The organism is Klebsiella spallanzanii, from assembly GCF_902158555.1.
GTDB classification, from domain to species: domain Bacteria; phylum Pseudomonadota; class Gammaproteobacteria; order Enterobacterales; family Enterobacteriaceae; genus Klebsiella; species Klebsiella spallanzanii.
In genome coordinates this window covers 119,596-137,315 of the sequence record NZ_CABGGS010000047.1, presented here as the reverse complement: position 1 = coordinate 137,315, position 17,720 = coordinate 119,596, and the positions used below count along the sequence as shown (strand labels likewise).

Sequence of the window (17,720 nt, the reverse complement as noted above, 5' to 3'; positions counted from 1 at the left end):
ATCACGCCGCCCGATAACAGGAGGTGCGCCACCAGCCGTGCAGAGTGATAAATTGCGTTTTCATTATTGATACCCCTCATGTGAACTTGCGTACTAGTTAACTAGTCCGGAGGATTAAAGTCAACCCCTGTTTGCAGATTTTCTCTCTCAGTCGGTATGATGATGCGCTTATTGATATCCTTAATCACTTAAGCTGCAGAACCACAGTCAATCTGCCTGTGACTTAAAGTATGACGGGTACAGGTTCATGTCCAGCAGGAGTCATCTTGAGCAACACCAATTACGCAGTGATTTACGACCTGCACAGCCATACCATCGCCTCTGACGGGCGACTGACTCCAGAAGAACTTGTTCATCGCGCCCATCAGATGCGCATCGGCACCCTGGCAATTACCGACCACGATACCGTGACGGCAATCCCCTCGGCCCAGGCTGAGATCGAACGCGCCGGTTTGCCGTTGACGTTGATTAGCGGGGTGGAAATTTCCACGCTGTGGGAAAACCACGAGATTCATATTGTCGGACTGAATATTGATATTGCTCACCCGACGATGACCGCGCTGCTTGATGAACAGAAAGCGCGTCGCCAGGACCGGGGGCGGCAGATTGCCGAACGGCTGGAAAAGGCGCGGATCCCAGGCGCCTGGGAAGGGGCACTAAAGCTGGCAGACGGTGGGGCGGTGACGCGCGGTCATTTCGCCCGTTTTCTGGTGGAGGCCGGTTATGCCAACAACATTGCCGACGTCTTTAAGAAATATCTCGCGCGCGGGAAAACCGGTTACGTTCCGCCCCAGTGGTGTACAATAAAACAAGCGATTGATGTCATTCATCATTCTGGCGGTAAAGCGGTTATTGCCCATCCCGGGCGTTATGATCTCTCCGCCAAGTGGTTAAAAAGACTGTTGGCCCACTTTAGCGAACAAGGGGGCGATGCGATGGAGGTAGCGCAGTGTCAGCAGGCTCCGCACGAGCGTGCTCAGCTTGCCGCTTACGCCGTGCAGTATGGCCTTCTTGCCTCGCAGGGGTCTGATTTCCATCAGCCCTGTCCGTGGATCGAACTGGGCCGCAAACTTTGGCTACCCGCGGGCGTGGAAGGGATCTGGCGCAGTTGGGAAGTGGCCGTAGAGCAAAATTGAGAGGGAAGTATGAGCCAGTTTTTTTATATCCATCCGGAAAACCCACAGGCGCGGTTAATTAACCAGGCGGTGGACATCGTGCGCAAAGGCGGGGTTATCGTCTACCCGACCGACTCCGGCTACGCGTTAGGTTGCAAAATTGAAGATAAAGGCGCGATGGAGCGGATTTGCCGAATCCGTAATCTGCCAAACGGCCACAACTTTACCCTGATGTGCCGCGATTTGTCCGAACTGTCGACCTACTCATTCGTCGATAACGTGGCCTTTCGTCTGATTAAAAATAACACGCCGGGCAACTACACCTTTATCCTCAAAGGGACCAAAGAGGTGCCGCGTCGGTTGTTGCAGGATAAGCGTAAGACCATCGGTATGCGCGTTCCGTCGAACCCTATTGCGCAGATGCTGCTGGAAACCCTTGGCGAACCGATGCTCTCTACGTCGCTAATGCTGCCGGGAAGCGACTTCACCGAATCCGACCCGGAAGAGATCAAAGACCGTCTGGAGAAGCAGGTGGACCTGATTATTCACGGCGGCTACCTGGGCCAGCAGCCGACCACCGTTATCGATCTTACCGAAGACGCGCCGGTTGTCGTGCGTGAGGGCGTTGGGGACGTGAAGCCGTTCCTGTAATTGCTTTGTTATTCCATGGAAGGAATAGTCATGAAATGGACATATGCTTGTCGGCTTTTTCTTTTGCTATGGCTGTTCAACGTTCCGTTCAGCCACGCGCGTTCCGATGTTTTACCCCCAACAGAAGAAGCTATTGCGCTGTTTGATGTCGAGGCCACCATGCGCGCCGATGGAGTGCTGGATGTGCGTGAGAACCTTCACTTTCAGGCGCGTGGCAGCCAGATCAAACACGGTTTTTTCCGCGATCTTCCACGCATGTGGGTACGGCCGGACGGTAGCGCGGCTTTGCTGAGCTTCCGCGTCGTGGGCGTGACTCGAGACGGTAAGCCTGAACCCTGGCAGCTTCGCTGGCGTAAGGGAACAATGAGGATAGTGGTTGGCGATGAGCATATTTTTCTGCCTGCAGGCGACTATCGCTATCAGGTGCACTATCAGGTCAGCAATGCGTTTATTCGCGATGGCGATGATGACGTGCTTATCTGGAACGTCACTGGCGATAGCTGGTCGTTCAACATATTTCAGGTTCGTTTCGCATTACAGCTGGCGGGTGTTCAGGGAAATCCGTTCAGGCAGATAGACTTTTTTACCGGCGATTATGGTGAAAGGTTAAAAAATGGCCGCGCGCTGCCGGACGGGCGCATTGAATCCCGCGAGCCATTTTATCGGCAGGATTTTACCGTGCTTTATCGCTGGCCACGGTCGCTGTTGCCTGATACCGCAGAGCCTCAGACGACAAATCTGCTTACCCATCTTTTTATCCCAACGCTATCGTCGTTGACCGTTTGGATCCCGTGTGGATTGATGATCGGTTACTTTCTGTTTTTGTGGCTACGCAGGCCGCGCTACACCCCGCTTGACGTGCCGGAGCTGACGTCAATGTCCAGGGAGTTTTCGCCCGGCTATCTGCGGATGGCCGCAAAGCAGACCTACGACGATAAAGGTTTCTGCGCCGATGTGACCAACCTGATTGTGAAGGGGCGGGTGGCGCTGGAGAGCGTGCCTGATAATAAAACGCAGCGATGCCTGGTGAAGGTCCACTCGGGGGCGATCAGAAAAAGCGACATGCCGACCCAGGAAGAGCAGCAGTTAATGGATCTGCTGTTCCGCAAGGGCGAGAAGGTGGTGCTTAAGGGGGGTTACAACAGAACGCTGCGTAGGGCTTTTAAGCGCATGGAGAAGCATTATCGTCAGTTGCATGAAGGGGCCGGATATCGACCCGTGAGCTTCTTGTGGTGTGGTATTGCCGCACTGCTTGCCACTCTGGTCCTGGCTAATGTGCAGAGCCCCGGATGGACGTCCATGACGCTGATGACCGATGGATTTATTGGCTTTTTCTATTTTATCCCGCTTCTGTTTAGCGGCGTGTTTTTACTGGATGCGCGTGATGGCGGCAAGGCGATTAGCAGGAGTTTATTGGCAACGCTGATTTTACCGCTTATCGGCGGCGGTCTGATTTTTCTCTTTTTATGGGCGAAAATGGGCTATTCGCTTTTTCACTGGTATATGCCCTCCGGATATTTCAGCGCCTGGTGCCTGACAGGCTACATCACCGCGCTGGGCTTTAGCTTTCTGCCGCAGCTTACGCAATCAGGGCAACAGCGCTTTGCCCTGGCCGAGGGCGTGATCCACTATCTGCAAAGACTGGAAGCGGCGACGCACAGTGGTCGGCGACGCAAAGGCGAATCGCGTTGTCTGGATATTTCGTTACTGAGCTGGGCGGTGGCCGCAGGGTTGGGTAGCGAGTGGGCTGACCGCCTGACCCCGTCTCTGGCTGCAGCGATTGAGGCCCCGGAAATTGCCAGGACCGGGGCGCTGCTCTCCTTGCAGACGCACCTGAGTTCCGGGGCCTATACCAGCGCTTTTCGCAACAGCAGCAGCGGTGGGGGATTTTCCGGTGGCGGTGCGGGCGGCGGCGGCGGGGGCGGATGGTAAGTTGTGCTATGCTCATTAACGCAAAGAAGCATTCATCGCAAAGTTCGTGTACCATGTTCGCCCACGCGAGAAGGCGTGCCGCTATTGCGGCAGTTTTGACTGTGCAGATAACGACACGTTTTAATGCAAAAATCATTTACAGAACAGGGTGTTAGGTTGCTATTTATGCTGTCCTGTTTTTCGAAGTATACCAGACGCCTGGGAAGGCGACACCTTAAGGAAGCTCCATGAGCGAGAAATTACAAAAAGTGCTGGCCCGTGCTGGCCACGGCTCCCGTCGTGAAATCGAAGCCAAAATCGAGGCTGGCCGCGTCAGCGTCGATGGCAAAATCGCCACCCTTGGCGATCGCGTTGAAATTGTCCCTGGTTTAAAAATCCGTATCGACGGCCACCTGATTTCGGTGAAAGAATCTGCGGAACAGATTTGTCGCGTGCTGGCTTACTACAAGCCGGAAGGCGAGCTCTGTACTCGTAACGACCCTGAAGGACGCCCGACGGTGTTCGATCGTTTGCCAAAACTGCGCGGTGCGCGCTGGATCGCCGTTGGTCGTCTGGACGTAAACACCTGCGGCCTGTTGTTGTTTACCACCGATGGTGAACTGGCAAACCGCCTGATGCACCCGAGCCGCGAAGTTGAACGCGAATACGCGGTGCGCGTATTTGGTCAGATTGATGATGACAAACTTCGCCAACTGTCTCGCGGCGTGCAGCTGGAAGATGGCCCGGCGGCCTTTAAAACCATCAAGTTTACCGGTGGTGAAGGTATTAACCAGTGGTACAACGTGACGCTGACCGAAGGCCGTAATCGTGAAGTCCGCCGCCTGTGGGAAGCCGTTGGCGTGCAGGTCAGTCGTCTGATCCGCGTGCGCTATGGTGATATTCCGCTGCCGAAAGGCCTGCCGCGTGGTGGCTATACCGAGCTGGATCTGGCGCAAACCAACTACCTGCGCGAGCTGGTGGAGTTAACGCCGGAAACCACCTCGAAAGTCGCCGTCGAAAAAGATCGTCGTCGCATGAAGGCAAATCAGATTCGCCGCGCGGTCAAGCGCCACAGCCAGGTGAGCAATAACAATAACCGTCGCTCCAGCAGCCGTAATAACGGTAACGGTTAATTATTTTCATTCCGGCGGGCCACCGCCGGAATTCATTTCTCTGTGATACCTTTCACATTTCTGAATAAAGACAAAAAAAAGGAAATCTCCGGACAAATAACGCAAAGCGGTGCGCCAGGCAACGCCATATACTGACGCCACTGATTACATAAACAGGTAGCCTAAAATGGATACAGCAGGAAAACTATCGGCAAGCTATGTGGTTATCGGCGTTAAAGAAAAAATAGGCTATGGTTTTGGTGACTTTGCCTCTAATTTATCCTTCGGTTTTGTATCTCTATTTTTGCTCTTCTTTTATACCAACATTTACGGTATTAGTGCAGTACAGGCGAGTTTAATCTTTGTTATCGCGCGGGTTATTGATGCTGTTTTTAATATCCTGATTGGCTTTGCTATTGATAAAACCCACAGCCGTTACGGTAAATTACGTCCGTGGTTGTTATATGGTTCCATTCCGCTCGGTTTCTTAACGGTTCTTTGTTTTGTGCCGTTTGGCGGTGAGGCAAAATTCTATTTTGCGCTGCTCTCCTACACCATCTATTGTCTGGCATATACGGCGGTGAATACACCGTATTCTGCGCTGACCAACCGTTTAACGCAGCACGAAGCCTCCCGCTCGTCGCTATCGGTATACCGATTTGTGCTGGCGATTGTCGGCTATCTGATTGTTTCAACGACTGCGGATATGCTGATCTCGCCATTTAGTGATAAGCAGCTGGGTTACGTCTTCGCGGTTTCCTGCTTTGCGCTGCTGGCGACTTTTTTGTTCCTTGCCTGTTTTGGTATGACCAGAGAGCGGGTGGGTGAAGAAGAAGAGACTCCGGCTCCAACCTTGCGGGAAATGCTGCGGGCAGTGGCAGGCAATGCGCCGTTAATTAACCTCTCGTTGTTTACCATTTTCTTCTATATTGCCTATACCGTCTGGATGGCGATTGCGATTTACTTTATTAAATATATTATCGGCAGTGAAGGTTTTACCTCGACATTTTTTATGATTCAGTCCGCCGCGTATATTGTGGGTACCGTTATTTCGGAAAAGGTTATTACGCTAATAGGCAAAAAGAAGATGACGCTGGTTGCGCTATTGATTGGCGTACTGGGTGTGCTAATGCAATATTTTATCGCCGGTGACAATATCTGGCTCATCATGACCGGAGTATGCTTGTACAGTATTACGCTGGGGATGGGGTTTGTTGCTATGTGGTCAATGATTGCCGATACCGTGGAGTACGCAGAATGGCATCATGGCGTGCGCACTGAAGGGGCAATTTATGGTTTCTTTAACTTTATTACCAAAATAGCGATGGCCATCGGCGGCGGCTGCGCAGGCTGGATGTTGGATTATTATCACTACGATGCAGGCAACATTACCGCCAGCGCGATTAACGGCATTAACGTCCTGATGACGCTATTTCCCGGTGCGATGTTTGCGCTCAGCGCCATATTTGTTGCCTGTTATTCGCTGGATGAAAAAACCTATCGCGATATTGTACAAAAAATCAGCCTGCGTAAACAGAACGCGCTTTAACCTCAGGGAGCCAGAGAAATGAATAACGATGTTAACACCACCCTTGCCGCGATGAGCGCGGAAGATAAAGTGGCTCTATTGACCGGCAGCGGCCTGTGGCGCACGGCCTCGCTGCCGCAGTATGGTATCGAAGATATCATCATGACCGACGGGACCTACGGCGTTCGCTATAGTAGCGCGCAAATTGATGGCCGCGAAAAGTGGAGTATGGATGACTTTATTTCTGTCATCACCCAAACCGCAGACCAGGCCAGCGCAGAAGAATCTGCAGCGAAGGGGGGCAGTGAAGCGCTTTTCAGCGCCTCGCTTCCGGCAACCTGCTTTCCGAATGGCTCCAGCCTGGCCTGTAGTTGGGATGTGGAGCTGGTTCATCAGATGGGACAAGCGCTGGGGACAGAGTGCCAGCAGATGGGCGTTGGGATCCTGCTTGGACCCGGCATTAATATTCGCCGTACGCCTCTGGCCGGGCGCGGCTATGAATATTACGCCGAAGACCCGATAGTCAGCGGCGACATTGCGGCAGCGCTGATTAACGGCCTGCAGCAGGAGGGCGTCGGTGCCAGCCTGAAGCACTTTGCGGCGAATAACTCGGAGTACCGCCGCACGGAAATGGACTCTATTATTGAAGAGCGGGCGCTGCGCGAAATCTATCTGGCGGGTTTCCAGCGTGCGATTGCGAAATCCCAGCCTTGGACGGTGATGTCCTCCTACAATCGTCTGAATGGCGTACAAACTTCTCAGGATCCGTTTTTGCTCACGCAAGTTTTGCGCGATGAGTGGGGATATAGCGGGCTGGTCATGTCCGACTGGTACGGCATTAAAGATCGTCCAGCCTCGCTGATGGCGGGCAACGACCTGGCGATGCCGGAAACCCGGCGTGATAAACAAACCCTGCTGGCCGCCATTGAGGCCGGAGACGTACCGATGGCGGTAGTGGACCGCGCCTGCCTGCGAATGCTGGAACTGCTGAATAAAGTCCAGTGCCATCGTCGCCCGCAAACGCGAGCCGATTTTCCGGCGCACCACGCGCTGGCGCAACGTCTTGCCGGTGAGTCAATCGTCCTGCTGAAAAACGAAAATGACCTGCTGCCGCTGCGCCCGGAGAAAACCCCGCGCATTGCGGTGCTGGGTAAACCAGCGCAGGAGCCGGTGATTCAGGGATCCGGTTGCGCCACTACGGTGCCCTATCTGCTGGACCGTCCGCTGGATGAAATTTTTGACCTCGCCGGGGATGATTTTAGCGTCTCCTGGGCGGTGGGGGCCCCGGACGATCTGCGCTGTGATGAACAGGCGCTGGTCCAGGCTTGCAGCGTTGCGCAAGAGGCCGACGTAGCGGTGCTCTTTGTCAGTACCGCCGTAGGGGAAGATGGCGAGAACGGCGATCGTCAGGACCTGAATATTCTGCCGGTTCATGAGCGGCTGATCCGGGAAGTGGCGGCGGTCCAGCCAAATGTGGTGGTGGTGCTGGCCAACAGCGATGCGGTCGTTATGCCGTGGCTGGGCGAATGTAAAGCGCTGCTGGAAACGTTCTTTGCCGGACAAGGAATGGGGAGAGCGGTGGCGGAAATTCTCTTCGGCCAGCGTAACCCCTGCGGTAAATTAACGGTGACGGTTCCCAATACTCTGGAAGAAACGCCGGCCTGGCTGCACTATCCGGGTGAAAATCTGCGCCATCACTACGGGGAGGGGCTTTTTGTCGGCTACCGCTATTACGACAAACGCCGCCTGACGCCGCTGTTTCCGTTCGGCTTTGGCTTAAGCTATACCCGGTTTGCTTACGATAATATCGCGCTTTCCACCTCCCGATTAGGGGAAAACGATACGCTTACCGTTTCATTTGATCTCACCAACTGTGGGGAATTTGCAGGTAAAGAGGTTGTTCAGCTATACGTTAGCGCGCCGGAGGGGGAGTTGATCCGCGAAGTGCAGGCGTTAAAGGCGTTCAGCAAAGTGGCGCTGTCTGCCGGAGAGTCCCGTCGCGTGAGCCTGCAGCTGCCTGTTGCCGAGCTGGCCTGCTACCATCCGGGTCTCGGCGATTGGGTGGTGATGCCGGGAATCTGGCAGATTCGCGTCGGCGGCTCGTCGCGCGATCTGCCGCTGACTGCGGAAATTGAAATCGATTGTCCTCCCCGCTACGTACCGTTACGCGATGATAATTCCCTACAGCAGCTGATCCAGCAGCCGGAAGTTTTTGCCCGCGTCGTTAAGCTGATCGCAGATAAGAGCCAGTTGCCGCCGGAGCAGGTACGGGAAAAACTGATTCGTCTGGCTCCGGATCTGTTCTGTGGACTGTTGATCGCGTTGACTGAATTCCTTGCGCTGGATATCGATCGCGACGAGCTTAACGCGGTGCTGGCAGGTACCGATCGTTGCCAATAACAGGAGATTGCGCATGTTCCCTTTTTCAGTGACTCACCCGCATTCGGCCACGCAGGCAGGGCGACAGACGGTAAACAGCGGCTATGAGCTGATTGCTTTTGATGCGGAGAAGCTGAATGTATTTGCTGCGGAGGTGCGTTACTGCGAGCCTCACTGGCATCCGGCGCCGGAGCTGATTACCGTGCTGGCGGGGCGCTTTACGGTCACCGTCGGCCAACAAAGCCTGGAGCTGGCGCAGGGGGACATGCTGTACATCAATGCAGAGGAGGTGCATTCGCTTAGCGCGGAGGAGGTGGGCAGCCAGCTGGTGACCGTACAGTTTTCACCGGGTCTGTTTGACGAGCTGCATCCCTCGCCGCAGCTGGACTGGAGTACGTATGGACGCCCGTATTCTGCGGCGGACAATCATGTGCATCAACGGCTGGCGGGGCTGCTGGAACAGCTTATAGATAATCACGCTCCGTTTCAGCGCATTGCGGCGATTTATCTGTTATTAGATGCCCTTGTCGCCGCCGGGAAGCCGACGCATCGCGCCGAAAGCTCACTTCGTGAAGAAGCGATGATCAAAAAAGGGATCGATTTTATTAATCAACACTTTGACCAGCCGCTGACCCTGAGCGAGGTCGCCTGTCAGAGCGGGATGAGCTACTCCTGGTTTTCGCGGCTGTTTAAAAAGGTGAGTCGGTATAATTTTAAAGAGTACCTGACGCTGGTTCGGCTGAATAAAGCCCGCACGCTGCTGCGCGACACCCGCACGCCGATTACTGAGATTAGCCACAGCTGCGGCTTTCAGGAACATAAATACCTGATTGCCGCCTTTAATAAATACTGTGGCGTTACGCCAACCGAATACCGCAAGCGTTTCGTCTCTCGGCAAAATATCCTTGAAAGCGAGCTGGCATTGGGCGAGGACTGTCTATGTCTGCCGCTTAACCATGCTCTGCTCGAAAGGCTGGTGCTTAGTAGTCGATTCCCATCTGCGCCTTGATGCCGGCATCAAATGCATGCTTAACCGGACGTAGTTCGCTGACGGTATCGGCCAGTTCGGTAATCTCGCGGTGGCAGCCGCGGCCGGTAATAATGACCGTTTGATGCGCCGGACGGTTGCGCAGAGCGGTAAGCACGTCTTCCAGCGGCAAATAGTCATAGGCCACCATGTAGGTCAGCTCATCCAGTAACACAAGATCGAGGCTTTCATCGGCCAGCATTCTGCGCCCATGTTCCCAGACGGAGAGGCAGGCGGCAGTGTCGCTTTCGCGATCCTGAGTATTCCAGGTAAAACCGGTGGCCATCACCTGAAACTCGACGCCGTGAGGCTCGAGCAGGTTGCGCTCGCCGTTCGGCCAGGTCCCTTTAATAAACTGCACGACACCCGCCTTCATACCATGCCCGACGGCGCGGGTAACGGTACCAAAAGCGGCGGTAGTTTTGCCTTTACCGTTGCCGGTAAAGACGATAACAATACCGCGTTCTTCCTGCGCGGCTGCCACGCGGGCATCGACCTTATCCTTTACCCGCTGCTGGCGTTCACGGTGGCGTTCATCACTCATTGTGCGATTCCTGGTTTGCGGCCCGGCTGGGCGTCAAAAGTCATGCCCGTCTTGCGACGGCTGTCGTCGCCCATCAGCCACAAATAAACCGGCATGATATCAGCGGGCGTTTTCAATTTTTGCGGATCTTCCGTCGGGAAAGCATTGGCGCGCATTTTGGTACGCGTGCCGCCAGGATTGATGCAGTTAACCCGCAGATGGCGGCTCTGGTACTCTTCAGCCAGCACCTGCATCATGCCTTCGGTGGCGAACTTAGAGGCAGCATAAGCTCCCCAATTGGCGCGCCCTTGACGACCGACGCTGGAAGAGGTAAAGACCAGCGAACCCGATTCAGATTTAAGTAATAAAGGAAGCAGCGCCTGGGTGAGCATAAAGGTACCGTTAACGTTCACCTGCATAACCTGCTGCCATATTTCCGGCTTTTGTTGATCCATCGGACAAACGTCGCCCAGAAGACCCGCGTTGTGCAGTACGCCATCAAGACGCGGGTAGTGAATGGCTATTTTCTGCGCCAGCTGCTGGCACTCCTGCGGCGTGCAGGTTAATAGATCCAGAGTGAACCACGGAGCAGGGATGCCTCCTGCTTGCTGAATCTCTTGCGCGACGCCGCGCAGCTTCTCTTCATTACGGCCGACCAGGATAACGCTGGCGCTATAACGGGAATAGGTCAGTGCGGCTTCACGGCCAATGCCGTCGCTGGCGCCGGTAACCAGGATGATGCGGTCCTGTAACAGGTGACGTTGCGGTTGGTAGTGCACGGCGACTCCTCGGGCGATCTGCTGGCGATCGCGCTTGCTTTTCGGTATCTCACTTTTGCGCTTTATGCCTGAAAGCGCCCGCCATTGCAATCGGCGAAGTAGAAACTCTTCGCGGAATTAATATCTTGCAACGATTTCATCGTCGCTGAAAAAAACAGGAATGCGACTCGCACGCGACACAAAGCACAAAGACTTCTCGCTGACCGCTGATGTACACTGTGCGCCAACGTCAGTGGTTTACACAAGGTGAAAACGTGGAATTACTTGCTCAATATGGCCTGTTTTTGGCCAAAATCGCGACCATTGTTGTCGCAATTGCGGTTATCGTCGCCATTATTGTTAACCTGACTCAGCGCAAAAAACAGCGCGGTGAGCTGCGGGTGACCAATCTTAGCGAGCAATATAAGGAGATGAAGGAAGAGCTGGCGGTTTCATTGCTCGATGGCCCGCAGCAGAAGCTGTGGCACAAAGCGCAAAAGAAAAAGCTCAAGCAGGAAGCAAAAGCGTCAAAGGCGCGGGCAAAGCTGGGAACCCCAGAACCTGACGTCAAACCCCGCGTTTGGGTGCTGGATTTCAAGGGCAGCATGGATGCTCATGAAGTCAGCAGCCTGCGCGAGGAAATCACCGCCGTTCTGGCGGCGGCAAAAGCGCGCGACCAGGTGGTGATTCGTCTCGAAAGCCCTGGCGGGGTGGTGCACGGCTACGGCCTTGCGGCTTCGCAGCTGCAGCGTCTGCGTGACAAACAGATCCCGTTAACGATAGCGGTAGATAAAGTAGCGGCCAGCGGCGGCTATATGATGGCCTGTGTGGCAAACAGAATCGTCTGCGCGCCGTTCGCTATCCTTGGCTCTATTGGCGTTGTGGCGCAGATCCCGAACATTAATCGCTTCCTGAAGAACAAGGACATCGATATTGAACTGCATACGGCCGGGCAGTACAAACGTACCCTGACGATGCTGGGCGAAAATACCGAAGAAGGGCGACAAAAATTCCGTGAAGACCTGAACGATACCCATCGGTTGTTCAAAGATTTTGTTCATCAGATGCGCCCAACGCTGGATATCGAGCAGGTCGCCACTGGTGAACACTGGTACGGCGTTCAGGCGCTGGAAAAAGGTCTTGTAGATGCGGTAGAAACCAGCGATGAACTACTGTTGGGGCTGATGGATAAGCACGAGGTTATTAGCGTGCGTTATCAGCAGCGTAAGAAAATGCTCGATCGTTTTACCGGCAGTGCGGCGGAAAGTGCCGATAAACTGCTGCTGCGCTGGTGGCAGCGCGGGCAAAAGCCGCTGATGTAAACAAAACAACGCGAGGCTTTGGCCTCGCGTTGTCGTATTAGCCCGGCAGGTAATGGTTAATCTGCCAGGTGATACTTATCAGACAGCTCGTGCGCGAGGTATTTAAACATGTTAAATACCGCCGTACTCTTCGCCGTTGGCAGACCCTGCTCATCAAGATAGAACTCGCCGCTGAACACCAGTACGCCGTTGCGTTGAACGACGTCGGTGGCCTCGATCCCGGCTAACGTATCTTCATGTTCGCGAATGAGTTTGTTGGCTTTTTCCAGAAGCGTCTGGCGATCGATGGGTTGGGTTGTACCTTGCATAAATGCCTCCTGTAGTTCTTCGCGGCTAGTCTACGCCGCGCCGCGGCGAGGGGCAAATTTTCCATTGATCTTACAGGGGTAATCGCAGAAGCCTAATAAACATCAGTTTAGTGGCAGGATTTGCTTTTGCATGCTAATAAAGTTGCGTAACGAATTTTATCAGGTACAGTGTGACGCTTTCAGCGATCTGGCAACAGATTTGCTTGACATTCGGCCAAAAATTATTCGTGCTATGTCGCCTGGCAAGAAAAAGCCAGCAAACTCAGCTATCTGGTTTTATGGATGTGAAACCAGTGCAAAGGGTTGATATCCATCGACAACGACGCAACATAGGTTGTGACGTGTCGCCAGTGGATGGTGAATCAATGTGCGATGTATTCCTGGATGAATCAAATTAGGTAAAGGTGAATATGGGTAAAGCTCTCGTTATCGTTGAGTCCCCGGCAAAAGCCAAAACGATCAATAAGTATCTGGGTAATGACTACGTGGTTAAGTCCAGCGTCGGTCATATCCGCGATTTGCCGACCAGTGGCTCAGCTTCCAAAAAGAGCGCCGACTCTACCTCCACCAAAGGGGCTAAAAAGCCTAAGAAGGATGAACGCGGCGCTCTGGTCAACCGTATGGGTGTGGACCCGTGGCATGACTGGAATGCGCACTATGAAATACTTCCGGGTAAAGAAAAGGTCGTTTCTGAACTCAAACAACTGGCGGAAAAAGCCGACCACATCTATCTCGCAACCGACCTTGACCGCGAAGGGGAGGCCATTGCATGGCACCTGCGGGAAGTTATCGGTGGTGATGAGCAGCGCTATAGCCGCGTGGTGTTCAACGAGATCACCAAAAATGCTATTCGTCAGGCTTTTGAAAAGCCGGGCGAACTGAATATTGACCGTGTTAACGCTCAGCAGGCGCGTCGTTTTATGGACCGCGTGGTGGGCTATATGGTATCTCCACTGCTGTGGAAAAAAATTGCCCGCGGTCTGTCCGCAGGCCGCGTTCAGTCGGTTGCGGTACGTCTGGTTGTTGAGCGTGAACGCGAAATTAAAGCGTTTGTTCCGGAAGAGTTCTGGGAAATTGATGCCAGCACGACGACGCCAGGCGGTGACGCGTTACCGCTGCAGGTGACGCATAACGGTGACAAGCCGTTCCGCCCGGTTAACCGTGATGAAACCATGGCGGCAGTCGCGCTGCTCGAAAAAGCCAGCTATAGCGTGCTGGAGCGTGAAGATAAGCCGACCAGCAGCAAGCCGGGCGCGCCGTTTATCACCTCCACGTTACAGCAGGCCGCCAGCACTCGTCTTGGCTTCGGCGTGAAGAAAACCATGATGATGGCGCAGCGTCTCTACGAAGCGGGCCACATTACCTATATGCGTACCGACTCGACGAACCTGAGCCAGGACGCGCTGAACATGGTGCGTGGCTATATTGGTGATAACTTCGGTAAGAAATATCTACCGGAGAGCGCTAACCAATACGCCAGCAAAGAGAACTCGCAGGAAGCGCACGAAGCAATTCGTCCTTCCGATGTTAACGTGCTGGCCGAAACGTTAAAAGATATGGAATCTGATGCGCAGAAGCTGTATCAGCTGATCTGGCGTCAATTCGTTGCCTGTCAGATGACGCCAGCGCAGTACGACTCCACCACGCTGACGGTGAAAGCCGGGGATTTCAAACTCAAAGCTCGCGGCCGTACGCTGCGCTTTGATGGCTGGACCAAAGTGATGCCAGCTCTGCGTAAGGGCGATGAAGATCGTACTTTACCGATGGTTAATAAAGGCGAAAGCCTGAGCCTGGTCGAACTGACGCCAGCGCAGCACTTTACCAAGCCGCCTGCACGTTTTAGTGAAGCATCGCTGGTTAAAGAACTGGAAAAACGCGGTATTGGTCGCCCGTCCACCTATGCGTCGATCATTTCGACCATTCAGGATCGCGGCTATGTGCGGGTGGAAAACCGTCGTTTCTATGCGGAAAAAATGGGTGAGATCGTCACCGATCGTCTGGAAGAGAACTTCCGCGATCTGATGAATTACGATTTCACCGCGCAAATGGAAGACCGCCTCGATCAGGTGGCTAACCATCAGGCGGAGTGGAAACAGGTTCTCGATCACTTCTTCGGTGATTTTACCTCGCAGTTGCAAACTGCGGAGAAAGATCCGGAAGAGGGCGGCATGCAGCCGAACCCCATGGTTATCACCAGCATCGACTGCCCAACCTGTGGGCGTAAGATGGGGATCCGTACCGCCAGTACCGGGGTATTCCTGGGCTGCTCGGGCTACGCGCTGTCGCCGAAAGAGCGCTGCAAAACCACCATTAACCTGGTGCCGGAAAATGAAGTCCTCAACGTGCTGGAAGGCGATGATGCTGAAACCAATGCGTTGCGCGCCAAACGTCGTTGTAAAAAATGCGGCACGGCAATGGACAGCTACCTCATCGATCCGAAGCGTAAGCTGCACGTCTGCGGTAATAACCCGACCTGTGACGGCTATGAAATTGAAGAGGGCGAGTTCCGCATTAAGGGCTATGACGGTCCGATCGTTGAGTGCGAAAAATGTGGTTCCGAGATGCACCTGAAAATGGGGCGTTTTGGTAAGTACATGGCCTGTACTAACGACGAATGCAAGAACACGCGTAAAATTCTGCGTAACGGGGAAGTGGCTCCGCCGAAAGAAGATCCGGTTCCGCTGCCGGAGCTGCCGTGTGAGAAATCGGACGCCTATTTCGTACTGCGCGATGGTGCAGCAGGGGTATTCCTGGCCGCGAACACCTTCCCTAAATCGCGAGAAACCCGCGCGCCGTTAGTGGAAGAGCTGTACCGTTTCCGCGATCGTCTGGCCGAGAAACTGCGCTATCTGGCCGATGCGCCGCAGCAGGATCCGGAAGGTAACAAAACGATGGTACGCTTTAGCCGTAAGACCAAGCAGCAGTACGTTGCATCTGAGAAAGAAGGTAAAGCGACCGGCTGGTCGGCCTTCTATATCGATGGCAAATGGACTGAAGCGAAGAAGTAAACGCTGTTACCTCTGATAAGGGCCGCATCGCGGCCCTTTTTTAACATCACAGGTGACTGATCTCCAACATTAAATCCTGTTTTACGCCCGCCTTATAACCGGCTTATTATTTTTCGTTAGTATCTATACACTGTAGATATAAATGATATAGTGGTTATAGTTAATCTCTTTTTTATTATCAAATCGTCTTATACATCATCGTCTTCAGGATGCGTTGTGGCGCCAGCATGGCGGATCGCAGGGATGGTTGGGCCAAACTCCCCGCCAGATCGTCGCCTGAACGTAAAATGTATTAAGCGGGTTCATTTTACGCGCTATCGGATATCAGCCATGAAACTACAGCAGCTCCGCTATATCGTTGAGGTTGTTAACCATAATCTGAACGTCTCTTCTACTGCCGAAGGTCTGTACACCTCACAACCGGGCATCAGCAAGCAGGTTCGTATGCTGGAAGATGAGCTGGGGATTCAGATTTTCGCCCGCAGCGGCAAGCATTTGACGCAGGTCACTCCAGCAGGTCAGGAGATCATACGCATCGCTCGTGAAGTTTTATCGAAGGTCGATGCGATAAAATCGGTGGCAGGCGAGCATACCTGGCCTGACAAAGGTTCACTGTACGTCGCGACCACTCATACCCAGGCCCGCTACGCGCTACCGGGCGTCATCAAAGGATTTATTGAACGCTATCCTCGCGTTTCGCTGCATATGCATCAGGGCTCGCCAACGCAAATTGCCGAGGCGGTTTCCAAAGGCAATGCCGACTTTGCAATTGCGACCGAAGCGCTTCATCTCTACGATGATTTGGTGATGCTACCTTGTTATCACTGGAACCGCTCCGTGGTTGTCACTCCTGAGCACCCGCTGGCATCGCGAGAATCGGTATCGATTGAAGAACTGGCGCAATATCCATTGGTGACTTACACCTTCGGGTTTACTGGTCGCTCTGAGCTGGATACGGCCTTTAATCGCGCCGGGTTAACGCCGCGCATCGTCTTTACCGCCACCGACGCTGATGTCATTAAAACTTATGTTCGTCTTGGCCTTGGAGTAGGGGTGATTGCCAGTATGGCGGTGGACCCGGTTTCTGACCCGGATCTGGTCAAGCTTGATGCTAACGGTATCTTCAGCCACAGCACCACAAAAATAGGTTTCCGGCGCAGTACCTTCTTGCGAAGCTATATGTATGATTTTATTCAGCGTTTTGCACCACACCTGACTCGTGATGTGGTTGATACGGCCGTTGCTTTGCGTTCAAATGAAGATATTGAAGCGATGTTCAAGGATATTAAATTACCGGAAAAATAGCCGTAGAAAAAATAATGGCATCCTCAAGGGGATGCCAAAATTTATAATGGCCTGAAATTGAAAGTCTAAATGTCGTTTGAATCACAATTTTCGTTAACTCCTCCTGGCACATTTGCAAATATACCCGTCGCGATCAAAATATTGATGGAATTTAGATTCTGAGAAGCAAATTCACTGGATTAATACGGCAACCATAATTAAGATTTATCTGTACTTAGTTGTTTTAAACGATTGGTGGTGAAAAAATGATTAGTGATATCGATTATATGAAGTTAGCGATGTCACAGGAACGTGACAAGACTGAGATAGATCCGGTTTTGAGAAGTAAGGCCTGGAGCGCCGTTATCCTTGGGCTTGCGATGTTCTGGAGCGTCATTGCTCTGGTTGTCTGCAACGTTTGGTTTCTGAACTAGAGCACATTTCCAGTCAGAATGCTGATGTCATTTTTATGACAAATGAAATGTTGAGAATTATTTCCATTTGATAAAGCAACAGCAATAAGGAGGATATATTTTTTGCCTTTTGGGACTCTCTCGATAAATTTACTCTATTGAACTAATCGTCAAAAATATGGCGATTAGTTCTTCTTTGTACTCGTGTACTAATACGACACCGAAGTGGAAACAAACCAACCTTCTTCAATCCTTCTCAATATATTAGCCCTCATTATTCAAATTCCCTGTCGTGATGCATTTTATCGATTTTAGCAATTTGAGTTGTTATCAAAGTGTTACATCAAAGATGTGTTATCTTTAATAATGACCCTGAGGAGG

General features: G+C 53.0%; 14 protein-coding genes and 1 other annotated feature (1 of these 15 running past the window's edge). Of the genes, 11 read left to right on the top strand and 3 right to left on the bottom strand.

What is annotated here, in order from left to right; all coding sequences use genetic code 11:
• Nucleotides 1-40: a sequence feature (Trp leader region), on the bottom strand; it reaches 56 nt to the left of the window's first position.
• 226 nt (nucleotides 41-266) lie between these two features.
• The 7 genes from rnm (at nucleotide 267) to FN082_RS28920 (ending at nucleotide 9,705) form a co-directional block, all read left to right on the top strand.
• Nucleotides 267-1,136: an RNase RNM gene (rnm, locus tag FN082_RS28950; RefSeq protein WP_142982823.1), complete on the top strand. Its 870-nt coding sequence runs from the start codon at nucleotides 267-269 to the stop codon at nucleotides 1,134-1,136.
• 9 nt (nucleotides 1,137-1,145) lie between these two features.
• Nucleotides 1,146-1,766, top strand: a complete 621-nt coding sequence (locus tag FN082_RS28945) for an L-threonylcarbamoyladenylate synthase (RefSeq protein ID WP_139537973.1) — start codon at nucleotides 1,146-1,148, stop codon at nucleotides 1,764-1,766.
• A 30-nt stretch (nucleotides 1,767-1,796) separates the two neighbouring features.
• Entirely contained in the window at nucleotides 1,797-3,698 is a 1,902-nt protein-coding gene (locus tag FN082_RS28940; protein WP_142465729.1) for a DUF2207 domain-containing protein, read from the top strand.
• Nucleotides 3,699-3,925: 227 nt separating this feature from the next.
• Entirely contained in the window at nucleotides 3,926-4,810 is an 885-nt protein-coding gene (gene rluB, locus FN082_RS28935; RefSeq protein WP_139537975.1) for a 23S rRNA pseudouridine(2605) synthase RluB, read from the top strand.
• Between the two features lie 166 nt (nucleotides 4,811-4,976).
• Nucleotides 4,977-6,338: an MFS transporter gene (locus FN082_RS28930; protein WP_142465728.1), complete on the top strand. Its 1,362-nt coding sequence runs from the start codon at nucleotides 4,977-4,979 to the stop codon at nucleotides 6,336-6,338.
• A gap of 18 nt (nucleotides 6,339-6,356) precedes the next feature.
• Nucleotides 6,357-8,717: a beta-glucosidase gene (locus tag FN082_RS28925; protein WP_142982822.1), complete on the top strand. Its 2,361-nt coding sequence runs from the start codon at nucleotides 6,357-6,359 to the stop codon at nucleotides 8,715-8,717.
• Between the two features lie 13 nt (nucleotides 8,718-8,730).
• Nucleotides 8,731-9,705, top strand: a complete 975-nt coding sequence (locus FN082_RS28920; RefSeq protein WP_142982821.1) for a helix-turn-helix transcriptional regulator — start codon at nucleotides 8,731-8,733, stop codon at nucleotides 9,703-9,705.
• Here FN082_RS28920 and cobO read toward each other — a convergent pair.
• Together cobO and FN082_RS28910 are read right to left on the bottom strand one after the other, a co-directional pair.
• Nucleotides 9,677-10,267, bottom strand: coding sequence for a cob(I)yrinic acid a,c-diamide adenosyltransferase (cobO, locus tag FN082_RS28915; protein ID WP_139537979.1), 591 nt, complete (start codon nucleotides 10,265-10,267; stop codon nucleotides 9,677-9,679). The genes FN082_RS28920 and cobO overlap by 29 nt on opposite strands.
• Complete coding sequence (locus FN082_RS28910; protein WP_139537980.1) at nucleotides 10,264-11,025, bottom strand: YciK family oxidoreductase; 762 nt, start codon at nucleotides 11,023-11,025, stop codon at nucleotides 10,264-10,266. Before FN082_RS28910 ends, cobO begins: the two co-directional genes overlap by 4 nt.
• Before the next feature lie 254 nt (nucleotides 11,026-11,279).
• Between FN082_RS28910 and sohB the strand changes: the two genes are divergently transcribed.
• Entirely contained in the window at nucleotides 11,280-12,326 is a 1,047-nt protein-coding gene (sohB, locus tag FN082_RS28900; RefSeq protein ID WP_139537981.1) for a protease SohB, read from the top strand.
• 56 nt (nucleotides 12,327-12,382) lie between these two features.
• On the opposite strand, the gene FN082_RS28895 is transcribed toward sohB, so the two are convergent.
• Nucleotides 12,383-12,634 carry a YciN family protein gene (locus tag FN082_RS28895; protein WP_004101388.1) on the bottom strand — a complete coding sequence of 84 codons (252 nt, stop codon included), beginning with the start codon at nucleotides 12,632-12,634 and terminating at the stop codon, nucleotides 12,383-12,385.
• 410 nt (nucleotides 12,635-13,044) lie between these two features.
• On the opposite strand from FN082_RS28895, the gene topA reads away from it, so the two are divergent.
• From topA to FN082_RS28880, 3 genes are all read left to right on the top strand, one after another.
• A complete protein-coding gene (gene topA / locus FN082_RS28890; RefSeq protein ID WP_142982820.1) occupies nucleotides 13,045-15,642 on the top strand; it encodes a type I DNA topoisomerase in 2,598 nt (865 codons plus the stop codon).
• A 330-nt stretch (nucleotides 15,643-15,972) separates the two neighbouring features.
• Nucleotides 15,973-16,947, top strand: coding sequence for an HTH-type transcriptional regulator CysB (gene cysB / locus FN082_RS28885; RefSeq protein ID WP_004121248.1), 975 nt, complete (start codon nucleotides 15,973-15,975; stop codon nucleotides 16,945-16,947).
• A 245-nt stretch (nucleotides 16,948-17,192) separates the two neighbouring features.
• The gene (locus FN082_RS28880; protein ID WP_139537983.1) at nucleotides 17,193-17,360 is read left to right on the top strand and encodes a YmiA family putative membrane protein; all 168 of its coding nucleotides are present in this window, start codon (nucleotides 17,193-17,195) and stop codon (nucleotides 17,358-17,360) included.
• Nucleotides 17,361-17,720: the final 360 nt, after the last annotated feature.